The organism is Rathayibacter sp. AY2B9, from assembly GCF_002931595.1.
Taxonomy (GTDB): domain Bacteria; phylum Actinomycetota; class Actinomycetes; order Actinomycetales; family Microbacteriaceae; genus Rathayibacter.
In genome coordinates this window covers 1-21821 of sequence record NZ_PSUB01000022.1, presented here as the reverse complement: position 1 = coordinate 21821, position 21821 = coordinate 1, and the positions used below count along the sequence as shown (strand labels likewise).

The window sequence follows — 21821 nt, the reverse complement described above, 5'->3', positions numbered from 1 at the left end:
CCTCGCGTGACGGAAACGACGACGACGTCCTCGACCGCTGCCCTGCGCAGACTGGTCCCGCGGATCTTCTCGCGCGCGCAGCCCTCCGGTGCTGTCGACACCCTCGTCCGCACCGTCCGGATGCACCACCCCAAGAGCGACATCGCGCTCATCGAGCGGGCGTACTCGGTCGCGGAGCGGGCGCACGCGAACCAGAAGCGCCGCAGCGGCGAGCCCTACATCACGCATCCGCTGGCCGTCGCGCAGATCCTCGCCGACCTCGGCATCGGCTCGAAGACGATCGCCGCCGCGCTGCTGCACGACACCGTCGAGGACACCGACTACCAGCTCGACGAGCTCCGCGCGGACTTCGGCGACGAGGTCGCGATGCTCGTCGACGGCGTCACCAAGCTCGACAAGGTCAAGTACGGCGACAGCGCGCAGGCCGAGACCGTCCGCAAGATGATCGTGGCGATGTCGAAGGACATCCGCGTCCTGATCATCAAGCTCGCCGACCGCCTTCACAACGCGCGGACCTGGGGCTTCGTCCCCGCCGAGTCCGCGGCCCGCAAGGCCACCGAGACCCTCGAGATCTACGCGCCGCTGGCGCACCGCCTCGGCATCCAGGCCATCAAGTGGGAGCTCGAGGACCTGTCCTTCGCGGTGCTCTACCCCAAGATCTACAACGAGATCGAGAGCCTGGTGAAGCGGCGGACGCCGCAGCGCGAGGAGTTCGTGCAGAACGTCATCGACCTGATCAGCGAGGACCTGCGGGCCGGGCGGATCCGCGGTCGCGTCGTCGGCCGGCCGAAGCAGTACTACTCGATCTACCAGAAGATGGTCGTCCGCGGTCGCGAGTTCGACGAGATCTACGACCTGGTCGGCATCCGCGTCCTCGTGAACTCGGTGCGCGACTGCTACGCCGTGCTCGGCTCGATCCACGCCCGCTGGACGCCGATGCCGGGCCGGTTCAAGGACTACATCGCCACTCCGAAGTTCAACCTCTACCAGTCGCTGCACACGACGGTCGTCGGGCCGAAGGGCCGCGCGGTCGAGATCCAGATCCGCACCAACGAGATGCACCAGCACGCGGAGTTCGGCATCGCGGCGCACTGGAAGTACAAGGAGCAGATGGCCACCGGCAAGGTGCCCACCTCCGGATCGAACGACACCGACCTCGCCTGGCTCGCGCACCTCTCGGACTGGCAGTCGGAGACCACCGACCCGAACGAGTTCCTCGACTCCCTCCGCTTCGAGATCGGCGCCAAGGAGGTCTACGTCTTCACGCCGAAGGGACGCGTGATCGGCCTGCCGACCGGCGCGACCCCGGTCGACTTCGCCTACGCGGTGCACACCGAGGTCGGGCACCGGACGATGGGCGCCAAGGTCAACGGGCGCCTCGTGCCGCTGGAGTCGGCTCTGACGACGGGCGACGTGGTCGAGGTCTTCACCTCGAAGAACCCCGACTCGGGACCGAGCCAGGACTGGCTCCACTTCGTGCAGAGCCCGCGGGCCCGCAACAAGATCCGGCAGTGGTTCACCAAGGAGCGGCGCGACGAGGCGATCGAGCAGGGCAAGGACTCCATCGCCCGGGCGATGCGGAAGCAGAACCTGCCGCTGCAGAAGCTGATGAGCCAGGACACCTTCACCGAGGTGGCCAGCCAGCTGCGCTACAACGACGTCGAGGCGCTCTACGCGGCCGTCGGCGAGGGCCACGTCTCGACCCAGTCGGTGCTCGAGAAGGTCGTCTCCTCCATCCAGGGCGATCCGGAGTCGGACGAGAACGAGGTCACCCTCCCGCGCTCGCCCCGGCCGCGGAGCCGGAGCAGCGAGTCGGGCGTCCTCGTGAAGGGCGCACCGGACATCCTCGTGAAGCTCGCGAAGTGCTGCACTCCGGTTCCGGGCGATCAGATCGTCGGATTCGTGACGCGGGGAGCCGGCGTCTCCGTGCACCAGGCGAACTGCCACAACGTGCAGGAGCTGCTGAAGGAACCGGAGCGGATCGTCGACGTCGAGTGGGCGCCGTCCTCCAAGAGCATCTTCCTCGTGCAGATCCAGGTCGAGGCGCTGGACCGCTCGGGCCTGCTGAGCGACGTGACGCGCGTGCTCTCGGAGCACCACGTCAACATCCTCTCGGCGACGGTCTCGACCTCGAGCGACCGGCTGGCGATCAGCCGGTTCGTCTTCGAGATGGGCGACACCACCCACCTGGACCGCGTGCTGAACGCCGTGCGCCGGATCGACGCCGTCTACGACGTCTACCGGGTGAACGCGGGCTGATCCCCGGGCGGCGCCTCGCCGAGCGCCGCCCGCAGCCGTCGTCCGACGATCCTCCGTCCGGCGACGGCGCTGCCCTCCTCCAGCCTCGCGAGGACGGCGTCGAGGCCGGTCCGGGTGCTCCGAGAGAGCGCCCGGAGGATCGCGCCCGTGTCCTCCGTCCGGGCGAGGTCGATCAGCGTGCGAGCAGGCGACGTGACCGGTGCGCCGCCGAGGAGGACGACGTCGTCCTCGTCGAGCAGGACCTCGTGGCAGCGCAGGCGGGGGTTCGACGGCGCCTGCCGGCGCTTCCGCCGGTCGATCGAGGCGCTGTGCACCCGCGGCGGACGGTGCATCGCTCCGTGCACCCACGCGGCGGAGAGACGATCGGCGACGGCGCCGCGGGGGAGCAGCGAGCGCAGGGAGGCGGCCCGCTCGGACGCCCCCAGGGGCAGGTCCGCGACGAGGAAGCCCTCGTCGAGCGCGACCAGCTCGCCGTCGAGGCGGGCGGCGCACAGCTCCGCGAGAGGGAGGTGCCCGGGGAGGAGCACGGAGGGGAGGCGCATCCGGCCATGCTGGCCGATGCGCCTCCCCTCCGGAGCGTCGCGAGCGGATCTGTGGAGGGATCCGCCGGAGCGGGTCTAGCCGATCGCGTCGAGCCAGACCTTGCGGGCGTCGAGCGCCTCCTGAGCCTGGGCGATCGCGTCGCGGTCGCCGCGCGCCTTCGCCTCGTCGAGCTCGTCCTGGAGCTTCTGGATCGCGGCGGTCAGCTGCGAGGCGAGACCCTCGGAGCGGGCCTTGCGCTCCGGGTTGCTGCGGTTCCAGTGCTCCTCGTCGAGCTTGCGGACGTGCGCCTCGACCTTGCGGAGACGGTCCTCGACGGTGCGCACCTGCTCGCGCGGCACGCGGCCGACGGCGTCCCAGCGCTCCTGGATCGAGAGCAGCACCCGCTTGGCCTTCTCGCGGTCCTGCTCCTGCAGGAGCGGCTCCGCCTCCTCGAGGAGGGCGAGCTTGAGGTCGAGGTTCTCGGTGTACTCGACGCTCTCCTGCGCGACGATCTCGGCCTTGGCGCCGTAGATCGCGTCGCCGGCGGCCTTGAAGCGCGCCCAGAGCGCGTCGTCGAACCGCTTGCCGGCACGGCCGGCGACCCGCCAGCGCTCGAGGAGCGCGCGGTAGTCCGGGATGGCGTCGGCGCCCTGGGGCACCAGGGCCTCGGCCTGGTCGATGAGCGCCTGCTTGGCCTGCTTGGCCTCGCGGTGCGCGGAGTCGAGGTCGGCGAAGAACGCCTTGCGGTTCTGCTCGATCGTGGTGCGCGCACCGCGGAACCGGCGCCACAGCTCGTTCGCGTCGTTCTTGGGCAGGCGCGGGCCCTGCTGCTGGTGGTTCTGCCAGCGGGCGAAGAGGTCGTCGATCGCGGCGCTGGCCTGCTTCCACTGCGTCTTCGCCGGGTCGACCGCCGCCAGGGCCTCGGCCTCGGCGACGATCGCCTCGCGGTAGGCGAGGGCCTCGGACAGCGCGGCCTTCGACTCGGCCGCCTGCTGCTCGGTCAGATCCTCGACGGAACCGCTCAGCGCGTCGACCCGGGTCTGCAGCGACTCGAGGTCGCCGACCGCGTTGGCCTGCGCGATGGCCGCGGACAGCGACTGCACCGTCCGGGCGACGTCTCCGGCGGGTGCGCCCCGCTTGGCGCGCTGCTCGAGCAGGGAGACCTGCCCGGCGAGCTCCGTGTACTTGCGCTCGTAGTAGGCGAGCGCCTCCTCGGGAGTCGCATCGGGGTACTGGCCGACCTCTCGCTCCCCGTCGCCGACGCGGACGTAGACCGTCCCGTCGTCGCCGACCCGTCCCCACGGCTGCTGGTCACTCATCGCTCGGAGCCTCACCTTGCTGTTCGATGTCGTGCTTCTCGGTGCCCGTCGCGTCGTCGGCCGGTGGGGCTCGACGGCCGGAGGGCCGAAGACCGCGCTCGGCCGCGAACGGGCAGTGACGACAAGCCTATTGCACTCCCCGCGCGGGCGGACCGTGACGACGCCGCGGGTGCGGCTACTGGACGGAGACGGAGGTGATGGACACGGGCTCAGCGGGGGCGCCGTCACCCGATCCGTCGGCCGTGCCCTTCGACACGACGTCGCTGACGAGGGCGTCGAGTCCCGAGGTGACCTGCCCGAGCACGGTGTACCCGCCGGCCGCGTCGGCGGGCAGGGTCGTGTCCTGGTAGACGACGAAGAACTGGCTTCCCTGGCTGTAGCCGTTGCCGCCCTGGCGGGCCATCGCGATGGTCCCGGCCGGGTAGACGCCGTCCTCGGGCGCGTTCTCGACGGGGCCGTAGCTGTAGCCGGGGCCGCCGGTGCCGTCGCCGTCCGGGTCGCCGCACTGGAGGACGTAGAGGCCCTCCGTGGTGAGGCGGTGGCAGGAGACGCCGTCGTAGAAGCCGGACCGCGTCAGCGAGATGAAGGAGGACACCGCCTGCGGGGCAGCGGCGCCGGCGAGCGTGATGCCCAGCGGGTCCTCGCCGATCGTGAGCGTGCCCGTCCAGTCGCGGCCCTCGGCGATGTCGGAGGAGGGGACGTCGCCGGTGTTCGACCCCGTCGCCTCGGGCGTCGGGGTCGCGGAGGAGGAGGAGGTCGGCTCGGCGACCGGGGTGCCGGGGCCGCCGGAGAAGTAGAGGATCTGGGCGACGACCGCGAGCCCGATCACGACGACGGCGGCGATCGCCGCGATCACGTTGTCGCGCACGCGCCGCTTCTGCCTCGAGCGGTGGAGGCTCTGACGGGCCTGGTAGGCCCGGAGCCGGGTGCGCGCCTCGCGGTCGTTCGACTTGCCCTGGGCCACGTGTTCCTCCGACGTCCTCGTCCGCGCGGCTTCGGCGCGGCGGCCCGCGCACGCAGGCCGCGTCGAGCCTACGAGAACCGCCGGAGGCGCGACAAACGCCGCTCCGTCGCGCCGGGCAGTCGGGCCGGGGCTCTGTCGGAGGCCGTCGTTACGCTGGGGGCATGACCATGCAGCAGGCCGGACTCCGCTCCGGGGCGACTCCGCTCGCCGTGCGGATGCGGCCGCGCAGCCTCGAGGAGGTCGCCGGCCAGCGCCACCTCCTGACGCCAGGCTCGCCCCTGGTCGCCCTCGCCGCCGACACGACGGGGGAGCGGGGAGCGGTGTCCGTGATCCTCTGGGGCCCTCCCGGCACGGGCAAGACCACGCTCGCGCAGGCGGTGGCCCACTCCAGCGGCCGCCGCTTCGTCGAGCTCTCCGCCGTCACGGCGGGCGTGAAGGACGTGCGGCAGGTGATGGAGGAGGCACTCTCCACCCGCGACCTCTACGGCACGTCCACCGTGCTCTTCCTCGACGAGATCCACCGCTTCACCAAGGCGCAGCAGGACGCACTGCTGCCCGGGGTCGAGAACGGGTGGGTCATCCTCATCGCGGCCACGACCGAGAACCCCTCGTTCTCGGTGATCGCGCCGCTGCTCTCGCGCTCGCTCCTGCTGACCCTCGAGCCGCTCAGCGACGACGACCTGGGCGTCCTGGTCGACCGCGCCCTGCACGACGAGCGGGGTCTGCGCGACTCGGTGACGCTGGAGGAGGAGGCCCGGGCGAGCATCGTGCGGCTCGCCTCCGGAGACGCCCGGCGGGCGCTGACCGCGCTCGAGGCCGCCGCCACCTCCGCCCGCTCGGAGGCCCGCGAGGCCGACCGGGTCGCCCGCGCCGCCGCCGCGGAGGACCCGGACGAGGAGGACGAGGACGACGAGGGCGCTCCCGTCGAGGCCGCCGCCGAGGAGCCCGCGCTCCCCGTGATCACGACCGAGGTCGTCGCGCGCGCCGTCGACCGCGCCCTGCTGCGCTACGACCGCAACGGCGACGAGCACTACGACGTCATCAGCGCCTTCATCAAGTCCATCCGGGGCTCGGACGTCGACGCGGCGCTGCACTACCTGGCCCGGATGATCGAGGCGGGGGAGGATCCGCGGTTCATCGCCCGCCGCATCATCGTCTCCGCGTCCGAGGACATCGGCATGGCCGACCCGCAGGCGCTCGTCGTCGCGATCGCCGCGGCCGACGCCGTGCAGTTCATCGGCATGCCGGAGGGGCGCATCCCGCTCGCCCAGGCGGTCGTGCACCTGGCGACCGCCCCGAAGTCGAACGCGTCCTACTCCGCCATCGACGCGGCCATCGCGGACGTGCGCGCGGGCCGCGCGGGCCGGGTGCCGGCGCACCTGCGCGACGCGCACTACCCCGGCGCCAAGAAGCTCGGCCACGGGAAGGGCTACCGGTACCCGCACGACGCCGACCTCGGCGTCCTCGAGCAGCAGTACCTCCCGGACCCGCTCCAGGGCGCGCGGTACTACCGGCCCACCGAGCACGGCAACGAGCGCGACGTCTCCGCACGACTGGCGAAGCTCCTGCGCATCATCCGCGGCGACCGGGGCTGACCGCGCCGACCGCGAACTCGCGCGACCCGCACGGGAGGCCGTGGCCTGATAGTCTTGCGAGGTTGCCCACCGCTCTGTAGCCGAGCGGAGCAGCGCATCCCTCTGAATCGCGCAGCCCGCCACTGCGGTCACCCTTCCCCCGCACCCGCGGAGGACACGACCGCGGCGTCCGCCCTCCTCCCGGAGCCGGCGGTCGAGAGCTGCGACCGAACCTCTCAGACCTTGGAAGGACCACTGTGTCGACCACGTCCCGTACCCGCTCGAAGACGCGCCTCTCGCGCGCCCTCGGCATCCCCCTGACCCCGAAGGCCGCCCGCTACCTCGAGAAGCGTCCCTACGCTCCCGGCGAGCACGGCCGCTCGAAGCGCAAGGCCGACTCCGACTACGCGGTCCGCCTGCGTGAGAAGCAGCGTCTGCGCGCCCAGTACGGCATCCGCGAGAAGCAGCTCCGCATCGCCTTCCAGGAGGCGCGCCGCACCCAGGGCCTGACCGGTGAGAACCTGGTCGAGCTCCTCGAGATGCGCCTCGACGCCCTCGTCCTGCGCTCGGGCTTCGCCCGCACCACCGCGCAGGCCCGCCAGTTCGTCACCCACCGCCACATCATGGTGGACGGCAAGACGGTCGACCGCCCCTCCTTCCGCGTGAAGCCGGGCCAGGTCATCCACGTCAAGACCCGCTCCGAGGGCACCGAGCCCTTCCAGGTCGCCGCCGCCGGTGGGCACGTCGACGTCCTCCCCAAGACCCCGGGCTACCTCGAGGTCGAGATCGACAAGCTGCAGGCGACTCTCCTGCGCCGCCCGAAGCGCGCCGAGGTCCCCGTGACCTGCGAAGTGCAGCTCGTCGTCGAGTACTACGCGGCCCGCTGAGTCCAGCCCCGCAGAGAAAGGCCCCGGTGTCCGCACCGGGGCCTTTCCCGTTCCCGGGGTCGCGATCCGGAGTGCCCGCCGCGCTCCGAGAGTCCCGCGCTGCGCCCGATCCGGCCGTCGCGCCCGAGCCGAGCGCCCGTCCCCGCGTCCGACCCTCTCGCGGCCCGTCGGTAGGCTGGAGTGCCGCGCTGGGCGGCATCGAACGGAGGTCACCGTGACCGGTGGAGACATCGCAGGGCTCATCGCCGCGGGGGTGTTCGCGATCCTGGTGGCGATCACCGCCGTCCCGCTCTGGAAGCTCGGGCGCGTCTTCGACAGCACGAGCGAGGCCATCAAGCAGGCCAGCGACGGCCTGACGCCGATCCTCGACGAGTCGGCCTCCACCCTCCGCGAGGCCAACCACCAGCTCGCGCGGGTGGACACGATCACCAAGGACGTCGCCGAGGTCACCGGCAACGTCAACGCGCTCGTCGCTCTCACGGCCGCGACCGTCGGCGGTCCGCTCATCAAGCTCGCCGGCTTCACCGCCGGAGTCCGCGCCGTGCTCGTCGCCGGACGGACGGCCGACAAGGCCGGAGCCGCGGTCGGCCGCTCCGCCGCGAAGCGCACGAAGCGCCCGCGCTCGAAGTAGCGCCGCGCCCGCGCCCTAGAATCGAACGGGTCGTCGCGCCGTCGCGCCCGCCCCGCCGCTGTGGAAGGACACCCCGTGAAGAACATCCTCCTGATCGTCATCGGGATCGGCCTCGGATTCGCGGTCGCCCACCAGGTCTCGCGCACCGAGGCGGGCGCCCGGCTCTTCGCCGACATCAACCGCACCGCGAAGGAGCTCGGCGAGGCCGTCTCCGAGGGCTACCACCAGCGCGAGGCCGAACTGAAGGCCGCCATCGGCGAGGGCTGACGCCCCGCCGCCCGACATCCGCGTCGTCACCGACCGAACCGTAACGGAACCCATGCAGACCGCAGACATCCGCAACCGCTGGCTCGACTTCTTCGGGAGCCGCGGCCACACCGTGGTCCCCTCCGCCTCCCTCGTGAGCGAGGACCCGAGCCTCCTCTTCACCGTCGCCGGCATGGTGCCGTTCGTGCCCTACCTCACCGGAGTGGTCCCCGCGCCCTACCCGCGTGCCACCAGCGTGCAGAAGTGCATCCGCACCAACGACATCGAGGAGGTCGGCAAGACGCCTCGTCACGGCACCTTCTTCCAGATGAACGGCAACTTCTCCTTCGGCGACTACTTCAAGGAGGGGGCGATCGGCTACGCCTGGGAGCTGCTCACCGGCGCCGAGAGCGACGGGGGACTGGGCTTCGACGAGAAGGACCTCTGGGTCACCGTCTACAAGGACGACGACGAGGCGATCGCGCTCTGGAAGACGATCGCGGGACTCCCGGACGAGCGCATCCAGCGCCTGGACAAGGACACCAACTACTGGTCGACCGGCCAGCCCGGCCCCGCGGGCCCCTGCTCCGAGATCTTCTTCGACCGTGGACCCGCCTACGGGATCGACGGCGGCCCGGCGACGGACGACGACCGCTACGTCGAGATCTGGAACCTCGTCTTCATGCAGTACCTCCGCGGCGAGGGCACGAGCAAGGTCGACTTCGACATCCTCGGCGAGCTGCCGCGCAAGAACATCGACACCGGCATGGGCCTCGAGCGCGTCGCCTTCCTCAAGCAGGGCGTCGAGAACATGTACGAGATCGACCAGGTCCGTCCGGTCCTCGATCGCGCCGCCGAGCTCTCGGGCCGCCGCTACGGAGCCGTCCACGAGGACGACGTCCGCATGCGCGTCATCGCCGACCACGTGCGCTCCTCGCTGATGCTGCTGTCGGACGGCGTGACGCCGTCCAACGAGGGGCGCGGCTACATCCTCCGCCGCCTGATGCGCCGCACGGTGCGCGCCATGCGCCTGCTCGGAGTGGACACCGCGACGTTCCCCGAGCTCTTCGCCGCCTCGCGCGACGCGATGGCGTCGGCCTACCCCGAGGTGTCCACGGACTTCGAGCGCCTCTCGACCAGCGCCTACGGCGAGGAGGAGGCGTTCCTCCGCACCCTCGCGGCCGGCACCGAGATCCTCGACCTCGCGGTCCTGAAGACGAAGAAGGCCGAGTCGCCGACGCTGCCGGGCGACACCGCGTTCCTCCTGCACGACACCTTCGGGTTCCCGATCGACCTCACCCTCGAGATCGCCGAGGAGTCGGGTCTGACGGTCGACCGCGAGGCGTTCGACTCCCTCATGACCGCGCAGCGCACGCGTGCGAAGGCCGACGCGAAGTCGAAGAAGTCGGCGCTGGCCGATCTCTCGGTCTACGCCGACTTCCGCGCCCACGGCGAGACGCTGTTCACCGGCTACGACGTGCTCGACACCGAGACGCGCATCCTCGGCCTCATCGTCGGCGGGCACTCCGTCACGAAGGCGGTCGCGGGCGACATCGCCGAGGTGATCCTCGAGGCGACCAGCCTCTACGCGGAGTCGGGCGGCCAGGAGGCCGACGCCGGCCGTATCGTCGGCTCCGGCTTCGATCTCGAGGTCCTCGACGTGCAGAAGCCCGTCAAGGGGCTCATCAGCCACAAGGTCCAGGTCGCCAGCGGCGAGGTCGGAGTGGGCGACGCCGCCACCTCCGTCGTCGACCGCGACTGGCGCCGGGGCGCCACGCAGGCGCACTCGGGCACGCACCTCATCCACGCCGCGCTGCGCCAGGTGCTCGGTCCGCAGGCGCACCAGTCCGGCTCCTACAACAAGGCGGGCTACCTGCGCCTGGACTTCTCGTGGAACCAGGCCCTCTCGCTCGAGACCCGCAGCGAGATCGAGGAGATCGCCAACACGGCGATCCGGGACAACCTCGAGGTCGTCACGCGCGAGCTCCCGATCGACGAGGCGAAGGCGCTCGGCGCGATGGCCCTCTTCGGCGAGAAGTACGGCGACGTCGTCCGCGTGGTCGACATCGGCGGGCCCTGGTCGCGCGAGCTCTGCGCGGGCACCCACGTCGGGCGCTCGTCCGAGGTCGGCGTGATCAGCCTGGTCAGCGAGTCCTCGGTCGGATCGACCAACCGCCGCGTCGAGTCGCTCGTGGGCCGCGAGGCCTTCCAGGAGCTCGCCGCCGAGCGCGCCCTCGTCAGCACGATCTCGTCCTCGCTGAAGACCCCGCGCGAGCAGCTCCCCGAGCGGATCGGCGAGCTCGTCGCGAGCCTCAAGGCCGCCGAGAAGCGGATCTCCGCGTTCGAGGCCAAGGCCCTCGCCGACCGGGTGCCCGCCCTCGCCGCGACCCGTCGCACGGTGGGCGGCACGACCGTCGTCGCCGAGAGCATCGGCACCGCGGGATCGACCGACGAGCTGCGCTCCCTCGTGACCTCCGTCCGCGAGCGGCTCGGCCAGGAGCCGGCCGTCGTCGCGCTCGCCGCCGACGTCTCGGGCAAGCCCGCGGTGATCGTCGCCACCAACCAGGCCGCCCGCGACCAGGGCCGCCGCGCGGGTGCGCTCGCCAGGCGCGCCGCCGTGATCCTCGGTGGCGGCGGAGGCGGCAAGGACGACCTCGCCCAGGGCGGCGGCTCCGACGTCGCCGCCATCGGCGCGGCGCTCGAGGCCGTGGTGCAGGAAGCGACCAGCTGAATGGGCCGGTTCGGCGTCCGGCTCGGCATCGATGTGGGCCGTGCCCGCATCGGGGTCGCCCGCTGCGACGCCGACGGCCTGCTCGCGGTGCCCGTCGAGACGGTCGCGCGGGCGGGCACTGACGGCGGATCCTCGGACGTCTCCCGGATCGCGCACCTCGCCGCCGAGTACGATGCCCAGGCGATCATCGTCGGACTGCCGTTGTCGCTGTCGGGGGCCGAGACGGCCTCGACGGACGACGCGCGCGGATTCGCTCGACTGCTCGCCGAGGCGGTGCCCACCGCTCCGGTGCGGCTCGTCGACGAGCGGCTGTCGACGGTCACCGCTCAGAGCGCCCTGCACCGCTCCGGACGCACCACCCGCGGCTCCCGAGCCGTGATCGACCAGGTCGCCGCCGTGGTGATCCTGCAGCACGCCATCGATTCCGAGCGCTCGGCCGGCACCCCGGCCGGAGTCCTGCTCGAACCGAACGAAGGACCTCCTCGTGACCGACGTCCCCCCGAGCCGCCGCGACGCCCGCGCCGCCGAGCAGGCGCAGCCGACTCCGCCCGACCCGACTCCGGAGCAGCAGCCCGCGCCGACTGAGGCGCACGATCCGCTGGGCCGCCTCTTCACCGGGCCCGACGTGCCCGAGCCCCGCGGCCGCGACGACGCGGCCGCGTTCGACCCGGACGTGCGCCCGAAGCGGCGCCGCGCGGCTCGCGCGACGGGCGGCGCGAAGAAGCGCCGCAGCCGCCGCGGGCTCATCGGCGGGCTTCTGGCCTTCGGCGTCTTCGCCGCGCTCGTCGCCATCGCCGTGACGATCTTCCTCGAGCCCGTGCGCGGCCTGTTCGCCGAGCCCGAGCCGACCGACTTCACCGGCACCGGCTCGAGCGAGGTGCTGTTCACGATCCACCAGGGCGACGGCGGCAGCGACATCGCCAACAACCTCGTCTCGGACGGGGTCATCAAGTCGTACGACCCCTTCTACGACCTGCTCCTCGCCCAGAGCCCGGAGCCCGTCTTCCAGCCCGGCGCGTACTCGCTCAAGGCCGAGATGAGCGCCAAGGCCGCACTGTCGGCGCTGCTCGACTCCGAGTCGACGCGCCTCGCGAACACCTTCGTCATCCCCGAGGGGACGGCGCTCAAGGAGGCGCTGCCGCTCATCGCGGACGGCACCGGGGTCGCGCTGACGGACCTCGAGGCGGCCGCCGCCGACTGGGGCTCGTTCGGGCTCCCGGCCGGGGCGACGAGCCTCGAGGGGTTCCTGTTCCCCGCGACCTACGACATCGACCCGTCGACGCCGGCGCACGACATCCTGAAGACCCTGGTCGACCGGATGTACCAGTCGCTCGACCAGGCCGGTGTGCCGGTGGACGACCGCTACCGCGTCGTGGTGTTCGCGTCCCTCGTGCAGCGCGAGGCCCGCGTCGCCGAGGACTTCCCGAAGGTCGCGCGCGTGTTTCAGAACCGCCTCGACCAGGGGTGGCGCCTGCAGTCGGACGCGACCGTGGCGTACGGCACCGGCGCGACCGACCGCGTCTCGACCACGGACGCCGAGCGGAACGACGCCGGCAACGTCTACAACACCTACCAGCGCGACGGCCTGCCGCCCGCGCCGATCTCGAACCCGGGCGACGTGGCGATCGACGCGGTCATGCACCCCGCGGACGGCACCTGGATGTACTTCGTCACGGTGAACCTCGAGACGGGCGAGACGGTCTACTCCACCACCGACGCCGAGCACAACGCGGCCGTCGACCAGTGGCAGGCCTGGATGCGGGACCACCCGGAGTACCAGTGACGGCCGCCGGGTACCGCCTCGCGGTCCTCGGCGCGCCGATCGCGCACTCGAAGTCGCCCGCGCTGCACGCGGCCGCCTACCGGGTGCTCGGACTCGACTGGAGCTACCGCGCCGTCGAGACGACGGAGGCGACCCTCTCCGAGGTCGTGTCCGGTGAGCCCTGGCACGGACTGTCGCTGACAATGCCGCTCAAGCACGCGGTGCGACCGCTGCTGGCGGAGGAGGACGCGGTCGCCCGGGCCACCGGCGCGGTCAACACCGTGCTGGTCGACCGCTCCGGCCCGGCACCCCGCCTCCGCGGGTTCAACACCGACGTCGCGGGCATCGTGCGCGCCCTCGCCGAGGCGGGCGTCGTCTCGGCGGAGCGCGTCCAGGTGCTCGGCGGGGGAGCGACCGCCGCCTCCGCCCTGGCCGCCGCCGCCGAGCTGGGCGCGGCGCGGGTCGACCTCGTCCTGCGGACGGCGTCGAGGGCCGTCGAGCTCACTCCGCTCGCGGAGTCGCTCGGCGTCCTGATCTCGGTCCGCTCCTTCGCCGACTGGTCCACCGGAGCGCCGCTGGTGATCTCGACGCTCCCCGGCGGGGCGGCGGACGGCCTCGACGTGCCCGACGCGGCGGTCGCGGGCTCGACCCTGTTCGACGTGGCGTACTCCCCGTGGCCGAGCGCTCTCGCCCAGCGCTGGAAGCAGGGCGGCTCCCCGGTCGTCTCCGGGCTCGGGATGCTGCTCCACCAGGCCCTCGTGCAGGTGCGGATCTTCGTCGGCGGCGACCCGGCCCTGCCTCTCGATCGCGAGGACGAGGTGCTCGCGGCGATGCGCCGAGCAGTCTCGGCGGGTCCGGCGCACTGACCTCGTGTGCCAGAATCGGAGGATGCTCCGTTGGCTCACGGCCGGGGAATCCCACGGTCCCGAACTCGTCGCCGTCCTCGAAGGACTGCCGGCGGGGGTCCCCGTCTCCCTCGACGACATCCGCGCCGATCTGGCGCGCCGGAAGCTCGGCTACGGCCGCGGAGCCCGGATGAACTTCGAGCAGGACGAGCTGACGATCTCCTCCGGCGTCCGGCACGGAGCGACGATGGGCAGCCCCATCGCCCTGCGCATCGGCAACACGGAGTGGCCGCGCTGGGTCGACGTCATGTCGGCGGAGCCCCGCGACCCCGAGAGCCTGCCCAAGGGCCGCGGCGCCGCGCTCACCCGGCCCCGCCCGGGCCACGCCGACCTCGTCGGGATGCAGAAGTACGGCTTCCCCGAGTCCCGCAACGTGCTCGAGCGCGCCTCCGCCCGCGAGACCGCGGCCCGCGTCGCCCTCGGCGCCGTCGCCCGCCGCTTCCTCGGCGAGCTCGGAGTCTCGCTCGTCAGCCACACCCTCGCCATCGGGCCGGTCCGCGTGCCCGAGGGCTCGCCGCTGCCCGGCCCGGCCGACGTCGCCGCCCTGGACGCGGATCCGCTGCGCTGCCACGACGCCGCGACCAGCGCCCTCATGGTCGCCGAGGTGGACCGCGCCCACGACGACGGCGACACCCTCGGCGGCGTGGTCGAGGTCCTCGCGTACGATCTCCCGCCCGGACTCGGGTCCTACGTGCACTGGGACCGTCGTCTCGACTCCCAGCTCGCGGCGGCCCTGATGGGGATCCAGGCGATCAAGGGCGTCGAGGTCGGCGACGGCTTCCTCACCACCACCCGCCGCGGCTCGGAGGCGCACGACGAGCTCTTCCAGTCCGCCGCCGGCATCTCCCGGTCCAGCGACCGGGCCGGCGGCACCGAGGGCGGGATGAGCACGGGGACCGTGCTGCGGGTCCGCGCCGGCATGAAGCCGATCGCGACCGTGCCGCACGCGCTGCGCACCGTCGACGTCGCCACCGGCGAGGCGGCCGGCGCTCACCACCAGCGCTCCGACGTCTGCGCGGTGCCGGCGTCCGGTGTCGTCGCGGAGGCGATGGTCGCCCTGGTGCTCGCGAACGCCGTGCTCGAGAAGTTCGGCGGCGACAGCGTCACCGAGACCCGCCGCAACCTGCAGGGCTACCTCGCCGCCATCCCCGACGAGCTCCGCACGGCCGCCGCGAGCGACCCGGGTCTCGGGCTCGCCTGATGGCCGCGTCCTCGGCGGCCCGCTGATGGCGGGTCACGATACCGGCGCGGCCCGCGCCCGCCTCGTCCTGATCGGCCCGATGGGCGCCGGCAAGACGACGATCGGCAAGCGGGTCGCGAAGGCGCTGAGCGCCGGGTTCGTCGACTCCGACGCGGAGTTCGTGCGCACCCACGGCCCGATCGCCCCCTACTTCGACGCCCACGGCGAGCCGGCCTTCCGCCGGGAGGAGCGCCGTGTCGTCGAGCGCGCCGTCCGTCGCGACGTGGTGCTGAGCCTCGGCGGGGGAGCGGTGCTCGATCCCGCGACGCGCGCCGACCTCGCGGACGTGCCCGTCGTGCTCCTCACCACCACGGCCGAGGCCGTCCGCGACCGGCTCGGCTCCGGCTCCCGCCCGCTGGTGCGCGGCGGGGTCGGCGACTGGGTCCGCATCTTCGACGAGCGGCGCCCGGTCTACGAGTCCCTCGCGGACACCGTGGTCGACACCTCCCGGCGGCCGATCACCCTGATCGCCGCCGAGATCGCGGAGTGGGTGCGCGCGCAGCGCCCCTCCGCCACCCCTGCACCATCGGACCCGGCGGCCACGAGCCGCCCGAGCGGAAGACAGTCATGAACGACGGCACCACCGCCATCCCCGTCGCCGGAGAGAACGGCTACGACATCCACGTCGGGCGCGGACTCCTCGACGGCCTCGCCGACGCGATCGGCCCCCGGGCCGCGAAGGTGCTCATCGTGCACCCGCCGACCCTCGCGGTCCTCGCCGCCGAGATCCGCGAGAGCCTGCTCGAGCGCTACGAGGTGCTGCTCGCCGAGGTCCCGGACGCCGAGGCCGCGAAGCGCGTGGAGGTGGCGGCCTTCTGCTGGCAGGTGATGGGGCAGTCGGACTTCACCCGCACGGACGTGGTCGTCGGCTTCGGCGGCGGCGCGATCACCGACCTGGCCGGCTTCGTCGCCGCCACCTGGCTCCGCGGGGTCGACCTGGTGCAGGTGCCGACCACCGTGCTCGGGATGGTCGACGCGGCCGTCGGCGGGAAGACCGGCATCAACACGGCCGAGGGCAAGAACCTCGTCGGCGCCTTCCACGCGCCACGGGCGGTCGTCGCCGACCTCGACGTGCTGACCAGCCTCCCGCGCAACGAGATCCTCGCCGGCTTCGGCGAGATCGTGAAGTACGGGATGATCGCCGAGCCGCGCATCCTCGACATCATCGAGTCCGACATCGACCTGGCCACCGACCCGACGTCGGAGGAGTTCCGCAGCCTGGTCGAGCTGTCGATCGGGATCAAGGCGCGGGTCGTCGGCGAGGACTTCACCGAGAAGGGCCTGCGCGAGATCCTGAACTACGGGCACACCCTCGGGCACGCGGTCGAGCACGCCGAGCGCTACCAGTGGCGCCACGGCGCGGCCGTCTCCGTCGGGATGATGTTCGCGGCGGAGCTCTCGCGCCTGACCGGATCGCTCAGCGACGCGGTGGTGGACCGCCAGCGCCGGGTCCTCGAATCGCTGACCCTGCCGACGAGCTACCCGCTCGGACGATGGGAGACGCTCCTCGCCGCGATGCAGCGCGACAAGAAGACCCGCGCGGGGATGCTCCGCTTCGTGGTCCTCGACGACATCGCCCGCCCGAGCATCCTGCAGGGGCCGGAGACGTCGCTGCTGTTCGCGGCGTACCAGGAGATCGGATCGTAGGTCCGGCTCGGCTGAGCCCGGGCGGCGCCGTCAGCCTCCGCCCAGGGCGGCCCTCCGCGCCTGGGCGTACTCGGCCTCGGTGATCGTGCCCGCCGCTCGCAGCGCCTCCAGCTCGGCGAGCCGGTCCGCCAGCGGGCGGGCGGAGCCGGGACCCTCGCGCGCGAAGCGGGCCGCGACCTCGGTCCGCAGGGTCAGGGGATCCACTCCGAGCGAGCGCGCCCGGCGCACGTTCACGACGATCAGCACCACGACGAGCACGATCACGACGGCGATGACGATCGGCACGGCGATGAACGCGATCGAGTACCAGGGCGGCACGACGGTGTCGGCGGGAACGGCGTCCCTGTGCTCCTCCTCGGGGTCGGTCCTCCACCGTCTCGCGCTCCCGCGGACCGGTGGGGCGATTCGCACGCGGCGTCCAGACTCCTCTGCCGACGGGGCCGCGTCGACTACACTCGACGGGTCAGCCGGACCGGCCGATATCGCCGCGCCCGCGTACCGGGCTCGCCGGCGCAGACTTCCACCGAAACGGATCCCCCTTCGCATGGCCTCTACCACCGACATCAAGAACGGCACCGTCCTCAGCATCGACGGCCAGCTCTGGAACGTCATCGACTTCCAGCACGTCAAGCCGGGCAAGGGCGGCGCCTTCGTCCGCACCAAGATGAAGAACGTCCTCACGGGCAAGGTCGTCGACAAGACCTTCAACGCGGGCGCCAAGATCGACACGGCCAACGTCGACCGCCGCGACTTCCAGTACCTCTACCGCGACGGCGCGGACTTCGTGTTCATGGACACCAGCGACTACGACCAGATCACCGTCCCCGAGGCGGTCGTCGGCGACGCGGCGAACTTCATGCTCGAGAACCAGAACGTGACCCTCGCCCTGCACGACGGCGACCCGCTCTACATCGACCTCCCCGCCTCGGTCGTCCTCGAGATCACCTACACGGAGCCGGGCCTCCAGGGCGACCGCTCGACCGGCGGCACCAAGCCCGCGACGGTCGAGACCGGCTACCAGATCCAGGTCCCGCTCTTCCTCGAGCAGGGCACGAAGGTCAAGGTCGACACCCGCACGGGCGACTACCTCGGCCGCGTCAGCTGAGCCGGGCCTCCCGTGAGTGCTCGCACGAAGGCGCGCAAGCGCGCCCTCGACATCCTCTACAACGCCGACGTCCGGCAGATCAGCTTCGCCCAGTCGCTGCGCGCCGAGGCCGAGCGGGCGGCGAACGAGCCGGCCCGTGAGGCCTCGTGGCTCTACGCCCGCGAGATCGTCGACGGGGTCATCGACCACGCCGACGAGATCGACGAGCTGATCGCCCGGCTCGCCCAGGGCTGGACACTCTCGCGCATGCCCTTGGTCGACCGCGCGATCCTCCGGATCGGGGTGTGGGAGATCCTGCACAACGACGCGGTGCCCGACGGCGTCGCCATCTCGGAGGCCGTCGAGGCCGCCACGTCGCTGTCGACCGACGACTCGGCGGGCTTCATCAACGGGCTCCTCGCCTCCGTCGCGGAGTCCCGCACGACGGCCTGACCCGCCCCGGAGACCTGCTCGGCCCGCCGGATCCCCGTGATCGGGCGGGCCGAGGTCGTTCCCGGGCTGCCCGTCCGGCGGGCCGCGCGACGGCCCCTATACTCGACACGGCTTTTCCTTTAACAGCCGTCCTGTGAGGCGGGGAAGGAGGTCGGTGTGACGGCACGAATCGTGCTCAACGGCGCTGACATCACGCGAGCGCTCACGCGCATCGCCCACGAGATCCTCGAGTCGAACCGCGGGCCCGATTCGCTGGTCGTCCTCGGCATCCCGACGCGCGGCGTCGCCCTCGCGAGGCGCATCGCCGAGACGATCGCGCGGATCGAGCCGGACGGTCCCCCCGTCTTCGCCGGCTCCCTCGACGTGACCATGCACCGCGACGACCTCTCCCGGCACCCGGTCCGCACCCCCGCGCGCACCGCCGTCCCCGCGAGCATCGACGGCCGGACAGTGGTCCTCGTCGACGACGTCCTCTTCTCGGGCCGCACCATCCGCGCCGCCCTGGACGCCCTCAGCGACATCGGCCGTCCGCGAGCCGTGCGGCTGGCCGCGCTGGTCGACCGCGGGCACCGCGAGCTCCCGATCCGGGCGGACTTCGTCGGCAAGAACCTGCCGAGCAGCCTGAGCGAGCGGATCAACGTCCGGCTCGTCGAGACGGACGGCGAGGACCTGGTCGCGATCGAGTCGCAGGCCACCGGCGAGGAGACGGCTCCGTGAAGCACCTGCTCTCGACCCGCGACCTCGACCGCGCGAGCGCGATCGCACTCCTCGACATCGCCGAGGACATGGCGGACGTGCAGAACCGCGAGGTCAAGAAGCTGCCGACCCTGCGCGGGAAGACCGTGGTCAACCTCTTCTTCGAGGACTCCACCCGCACGCGGATCTCGTTCGAGGCGGCGGCGAAGCGGCTCTCGGCCGACGTCATCAACTTCAGCGCGAAGGGCTCCAGCGTCTCCAAGGGCGAGAGCCTGAAGGACACCGCGCAGACGCTCGCCGCGATGGGCGCCGACGGCGTGGTCATCCGCCACAGCGCCTCCGGAGCCCCCGCGGTTCTTGCGGCGAGCGGCTGGATCGACGCGTCGATCCTCAACGCCGGTGACGGGACCCACGAGCACCCGACCCAGGCGCTCCTGGACGCGTTCACCATCCGCCGGCGCCTGCACGGCGCCTCCGCGTCCCGCGGCAAGAGCCTCGACGGCGTCGCGGTCACGATCGTGGGCGACGTCCTGCACTCGCGGGTGGCGCGCTCGAACGTCTGGCTGCTGACGGCGCTGGGCGCCGAGGTGACCCTGGTCGCACCGCCGACCCTCGTGCCGGTCGACACGCGCGACTGGCCCGCGACCATCCGCTTCGATCTGGACGAGGCGATCGACACCGGGCTCCCCGACGTCGTGATGCTCCTGCGCATCCAGCTCGAGCGGATGTCGAGCGGGTTCTTCCCCAACGGCCGGGAGTACGCGCGGATCTGGGGCCTCGACGACGAGCGGCTCGCCCGGCTGGGTCCCGATACCATCGTCATGCACCCCGGACCCATGAACAGGGGCGTCGAGATCTCCTCGGCGGCCGCCGATTCGAGCCGCTCCACGGTGCTCGAACAGGTCACGAACGGAGTGTCCGTCCGGATGGCCGCGCTCTACCTGCTGCTGTCCGGCGAACGGGAGGTCCACTGATGAGCACTGCCCAGCCGCTTCAGAGCACGGCGCCGGAGCGGATCCTGATCTCGGGAGCGACGCTCGCCGACGAGTCGACCGCCGACCTGCTGATCGACGGGGGCGTGATCGTCGAGATCGGCGCCGACCTCGACTCGCGCGGGGCCCGCGTGATCGACGCCGACGGCCTGCTGGCGCTGCCCGGCCTGGTCGACCTGCACACCCACCTGCGCGAGCCGGGGTTCGAGCAGAGCGAGACGATCCTCACCGGGACGCGAGCTGCGGCTGCCGGAGGCTTCACCGCCGTCTTCGCGATGGCGAACACCTCGCCGGTGCAGGACACCGCGGGCGTGGTCGAGCAGGTGCGGAGCCTGGGCGAGGACGCCGGCTACGCGACGGTCCGCCCGATCGGCGCGGTGACCGTGGGTCTGGCGGGGGAGTCGCTCGCCGAGCTCGGCGCGATGGCCCGCAGCCGCGCGGCCGTGCGGGTCTTCTCGGACGACGGGAAGTGCGTCTCGGACGCGCTGCTGATGCGCCGCGCTCTCGAGTACGTCAAGGCGTTCGACGGAGTCGTCGCCCAGCACGCGCAGGAGCCGCGGCTCACCGTGGGCGCGCAGATGAACGAGGGCGCCGTCTCCAGCGCCCTCGGCCTGCAGGGCTGGCCCGCCGTGGCCGAGGAGGCGATCATCGCCCGCGACGTGCTCCTCGCCGAGCACGTGGGCTCCCGCCTGCACGTCTGCCACGTCTCGACCGCGGGCTCGGTCGACGTCATCCGCTGGGCGAAGGCCCGGGGGATCGACGTGACCGCCGAGGTCACCCCCCACCACCTGCTCCTCACCGAGCAGGCCGTCGCCGGCCAGGACGGGCCGAGCTACGACGCCCGCTTCAAGGTGAACCCGCCGCTGCGCCGCGACGAGGACGTGCTCGCCCTCCGCGAGGCCCTCGCCGACGGCACCATCGACATCGTCGCCACCGACCACGCGCCGCACCCGGTCGAGGCGAAGGACTGCGAGTGGGACGCCGCGGCGTTCGGCATGGTCGGCCTCGAGAGCGCGCTGAGCGTGGTGCACGCCGCCGTCGTCGAGGACGGGCGGATGAGCTGGTCCGACGTCGCGCGCGTGCTCTCCTCCGCCCCCGCCCGCATCGGCCGGCTCGACGGCTACGACCGCGGCCTCGCCGTCGGGGCCGCCGCGAACGTCGTGCTCTACGACCCGGAGGCGCGACGCCGCTTCTCCGTCGAGGACCTGCGCGGCCGCAGCGGCAACTCCCCGTACCTCGGTCGCGAGCTGCCGGGCCGCGTCGTCGCCACCCTCCACCGGGGCTTCCCGACCGTGCTGGACGGCGAGCTCGTCGACGCGGCGGTCGTCGCCGCCTCCGCGAAGGCCTCCCGTGGATAGGGCCGCGATCACGATCGTCATCGCCGCGGTCGTCGTCCTCGTCTTCGTCGGCATGCTGCTCTCCTGGCGCGCGCGGCGCCGCCGCTCGGCCGCCCTCGCGCCGGAGCCCGTGCCCGCGTCCTCGCTGGGCGCCGAGGTCGAGCGCGTCGACCTCCCGTACGTGGCCACGACCCGCTTCGAGCAGCCGCTCGAGCGCGTCGTGCTGCCGGGGCTCGGCTTCCGCGGCAACGCGGTGCTGCGCCTCCACGAGCGCGGCGTCGTGATCGCCCCCGTCGGCGAGCGCGAGACGGTGATCCCGGCCTCCCTCCTGCGCGGAGCGGGCCAGGGCAGCTACGTGATCGACCGCGTCGTCGAGGAGGGCGGCCTGCTCGTGATCTCCTGGTCGCCCCGCGGCGACGAGACCGTCGACAGCTACCTCCGCGTGGCCGAGCCCGCCCTCCGGGCGCACCTGGTCGCCGAGCCGCGCATCCTCGACATCATCGAGTCCGACATCGACCTGGCCACCGACCCGACGTCGGAGGAGTTCCGCAGCCTGGTCGAGCTGTCGATCG

The 21821-nt window shown here is 72.4% G+C and carries 21 protein-coding genes and 1 pseudogene; 18 read left to right on the top strand and 4 right to left on the bottom strand.

The genetic code is table 11. The features are described 5' to 3' along the window. Nucleotides 1-6: 6 nt before the first annotated feature. Nucleotides 7-2259: a bifunctional (p)ppGpp synthetase/guanosine-3',5'-bis(diphosphate) 3'-pyrophosphohydrolase gene (locus C5C25_RS15300; RefSeq protein WP_104225334.1), complete on the top strand. Its 2253-nt coding sequence runs from the start codon at nt 7-9 to the stop codon at nt 2257-2259. Here the strand turns inward: C5C25_RS15300 and C5C25_RS15295 are convergent. The 3 genes from C5C25_RS15295 to C5C25_RS15285 form a co-directional block, all read right to left on the bottom strand. Further along, complete coding sequence (locus tag C5C25_RS15295) at nt 2238-2801, bottom strand: type IV toxin-antitoxin system AbiEi family antitoxin (RefSeq protein ID WP_104251095.1); 564 nt, start codon at nt 2799-2801, stop codon at nt 2238-2240. The two genes, C5C25_RS15300 and C5C25_RS15295, sit on opposite strands and share 22 nt — an antisense overlap. Nucleotides 2802-2876: 75 nt before the next feature. Next, nucleotides 2877-4100, bottom strand: a complete 1224-nt coding sequence (locus C5C25_RS15290) for a DUF349 domain-containing protein (protein ID WP_104224762.1) — start codon at nt 4098-4100, stop codon at nt 2877-2879. A gap of 175 nt (nt 4101-4275) precedes the next feature. Beyond that, complete coding sequence (locus tag C5C25_RS15285; protein ID WP_104224761.1) at nt 4276-5064, bottom strand: peptidylprolyl isomerase; 789 nt, start codon at nt 5062-5064, stop codon at nt 4276-4278. 161 nt (nt 5065-5225) lie between these two features. Here C5C25_RS15285 and C5C25_RS15280 point away from each other — a divergent pair, with 161 nt between their 5' ends. The 11 genes and pseudogenes from C5C25_RS15280 to aroB all read left to right on the top strand — a co-directional run bounded on the left by C5C25_RS15280 (nt 5226) and on the right by aroB (nt 16687). Further along, on the top strand, nt 5226-6659 hold the full coding sequence (locus C5C25_RS15280; protein ID WP_104225330.1) for a replication-associated recombination protein A: 1434 nt from the start codon (nt 5226-5228) through the stop codon (nt 6657-6659). Nucleotides 6660-6895: 236 nt separating this feature from the next. Continuing rightward, nucleotides 6896-7525 carry a 30S ribosomal protein S4 gene (gene rpsD, locus C5C25_RS15275; protein ID WP_068210518.1) on the top strand — a complete coding sequence of 210 codons (630 nt, stop codon included), beginning with the start codon at nt 6896-6898 and terminating at the stop codon, nt 7523-7525. 214 nt (nt 7526-7739) lie between these two features. Further along, the gene (locus C5C25_RS15270; RefSeq protein ID WP_104224759.1) at nt 7740-8156 is read left to right on the top strand and encodes a DUF948 domain-containing protein; all 417 of its coding nucleotides are present in this window, start codon (nt 7740-7742) and stop codon (nt 8154-8156) included. 75 nt (nt 8157-8231) lie between these two features. Next, the gene (locus C5C25_RS15265; RefSeq protein WP_104225329.1) at nt 8232-8423 is read left to right on the top strand and encodes a hypothetical protein; all 192 of its coding nucleotides are present in this window, start codon (nt 8232-8234) and stop codon (nt 8421-8423) included. A gap of 52 nt (nt 8424-8475) precedes the next feature. Further along, nucleotides 8476-11133, top strand: coding sequence for an alanine--tRNA ligase (alaS, locus tag C5C25_RS15260; protein ID WP_104251094.1), 2658 nt, complete (start codon nt 8476-8478; stop codon nt 11131-11133). Then, a pseudogene (gene ruvX / locus C5C25_RS15255) lies at nt 11134-11610 on the top strand (Holliday junction resolvase RuvX); the annotation flags it as partial. Nucleotides 11611-11617: 7 nt separating this feature from the next. Next, on the top strand, nt 11618-12916 hold the full coding sequence (gene mltG, locus C5C25_RS15250) for an endolytic transglycosylase MltG (protein ID WP_104251092.1): 1299 nt from the start codon (nt 11618-11620) through the stop codon (nt 12914-12916). Continuing rightward, nucleotides 12913-13761 (top strand): shikimate dehydrogenase, encoded by an 849-nt coding sequence (locus C5C25_RS15245; protein ID WP_258069433.1) that lies wholly within the window; start codon nt 12913-12915, stop codon nt 13759-13761. The genes mltG and C5C25_RS15245 overlap by 4 nt, the downstream gene beginning before the upstream one ends. Nucleotides 13762-13783: 22 nt before the next feature. Continuing rightward, nucleotides 13784-15001 carry a chorismate synthase gene (aroC, locus tag C5C25_RS15240; RefSeq protein WP_104251091.1) on the top strand — a complete coding sequence of 406 codons (1218 nt, stop codon included), beginning with the start codon at nt 13784-13786 and terminating at the stop codon, nt 14999-15001. A 25-nt stretch (nt 15002-15026) separates the two neighbouring features. Next, entirely contained in the window at nt 15027-15611 is a 585-nt protein-coding gene (locus tag C5C25_RS15235; protein ID WP_104225325.1) for a shikimate kinase, read from the top strand. Next, entirely contained in the window at nt 15608-16687 is a 1080-nt protein-coding gene (aroB, locus tag C5C25_RS15230; protein ID WP_104224752.1) for a 3-dehydroquinate synthase, read from the top strand. Before C5C25_RS15235 ends, aroB begins: the two co-directional genes overlap by 4 nt. 30 nt (nt 16688-16717) lie before the next feature. Here aroB and C5C25_RS15225 read toward each other — a convergent pair whose 3' ends face one another. After that, a complete protein-coding gene (locus C5C25_RS15225; protein WP_146079488.1) occupies nt 16718-17098 on the bottom strand; it encodes an SHOCT domain-containing protein in 381 nt (126 codons plus the stop codon). A gap of 133 nt (nt 17099-17231) precedes the next feature. On the opposite strand from C5C25_RS15225, the gene efp reads away from it, so the two are divergent. The 6 genes from efp to C5C25_RS15195 all read left to right on the top strand — a co-directional run. Next, nucleotides 17232-17792, top strand: coding sequence for an elongation factor P (gene efp, locus C5C25_RS15220; RefSeq protein ID WP_068210208.1), 561 nt, complete (start codon nt 17232-17234; stop codon nt 17790-17792). 12 nt (nt 17793-17804) lie between these two features. Beyond that, entirely contained in the window at nt 17805-18224 is a 420-nt protein-coding gene (nusB, locus tag C5C25_RS15215; protein ID WP_104224751.1) for a transcription antitermination factor NusB, read from the top strand. A gap of 156 nt (nt 18225-18380) precedes the next feature. Then, on the top strand, nt 18381-18941 hold the full coding sequence (gene pyrR / locus C5C25_RS15210; RefSeq protein WP_104251089.1) for a bifunctional pyr operon transcriptional regulator/uracil phosphoribosyltransferase PyrR: 561 nt from the start codon (nt 18381-18383) through the stop codon (nt 18939-18941). Next, nucleotides 18938-19894, top strand: coding sequence for an aspartate carbamoyltransferase catalytic subunit (locus C5C25_RS15205; RefSeq protein ID WP_104224749.1), 957 nt, complete (start codon nt 18938-18940; stop codon nt 19892-19894). Before pyrR ends, C5C25_RS15205 begins: the two co-directional genes overlap by 4 nt. Continuing rightward, a complete protein-coding gene (locus tag C5C25_RS15200) occupies nt 19894-21270 on the top strand; it encodes a dihydroorotase (protein WP_104251088.1) in 1377 nt (458 codons plus the stop codon). The genes C5C25_RS15205 and C5C25_RS15200 overlap by 1 nt, the downstream gene beginning before the upstream one ends. Next, nucleotides 21263-21821 (top strand): hypothetical protein (locus C5C25_RS15195; RefSeq protein WP_104251087.1); only part of this gene is annotated, 559 nt, incomplete at its 3' end. The genes C5C25_RS15200 and C5C25_RS15195, both read left to right, overlap by 8 nt.

Excerpts from the sequence above, each read along its gene's own strand:
- C5C25_RS15295 (WP_104251095.1), bottom strand. The coding sequence starts at position 2,801 with ATGCGCCTCCCCTCCGTGCTCCTCCCCGGGCACCTCCCTCTCGCGGAG.
- C5C25_RS15290 (WP_104224762.1), bottom strand. The coding sequence starts at position 4,100 with ATGAGTGACCAGCAGCCGTGGGGACGGGTCGGCGACGACGGGACGGTC.
- C5C25_RS15280 (WP_104225330.1), top strand. The coding sequence starts at position 5,226 with ATGACCATGCAGCAGGCCGGACTCCGCTCCGGGGCGACTCCGCTCGCC.
- alaS (WP_104251094.1), top strand. The coding sequence starts at position 8,476 with ATGCAGACCGCAGACATCCGCAACCGCTGGCTCGACTTCTTCGGGAGC.
- aroC (WP_104251091.1), top strand. The coding sequence starts at position 13,784 with ATGCTCCGTTGGCTCACGGCCGGGGAATCCCACGGTCCCGAACTCGTC.
- C5C25_RS15235 (WP_104225325.1), top strand. The coding sequence starts at position 15,027 with ATGGCGGGTCACGATACCGGCGCGGCCCGCGCCCGCCTCGTCCTGATC.
- aroB (WP_104224752.1), top strand. The coding sequence starts at position 15,608 with ATGAACGACGGCACCACCGCCATCCCCGTCGCCGGAGAGAACGGCTAC.
- efp (WP_068210208.1), top strand. The coding sequence starts at position 17,232 with ATGGCCTCTACCACCGACATCAAGAACGGCACCGTCCTCAGCATCGAC.
- C5C25_RS15200 (WP_104251088.1), top strand. The coding sequence starts at position 19,894 with ATGAGCACTGCCCAGCCGCTTCAGAGCACGGCGCCGGAGCGGATCCTG.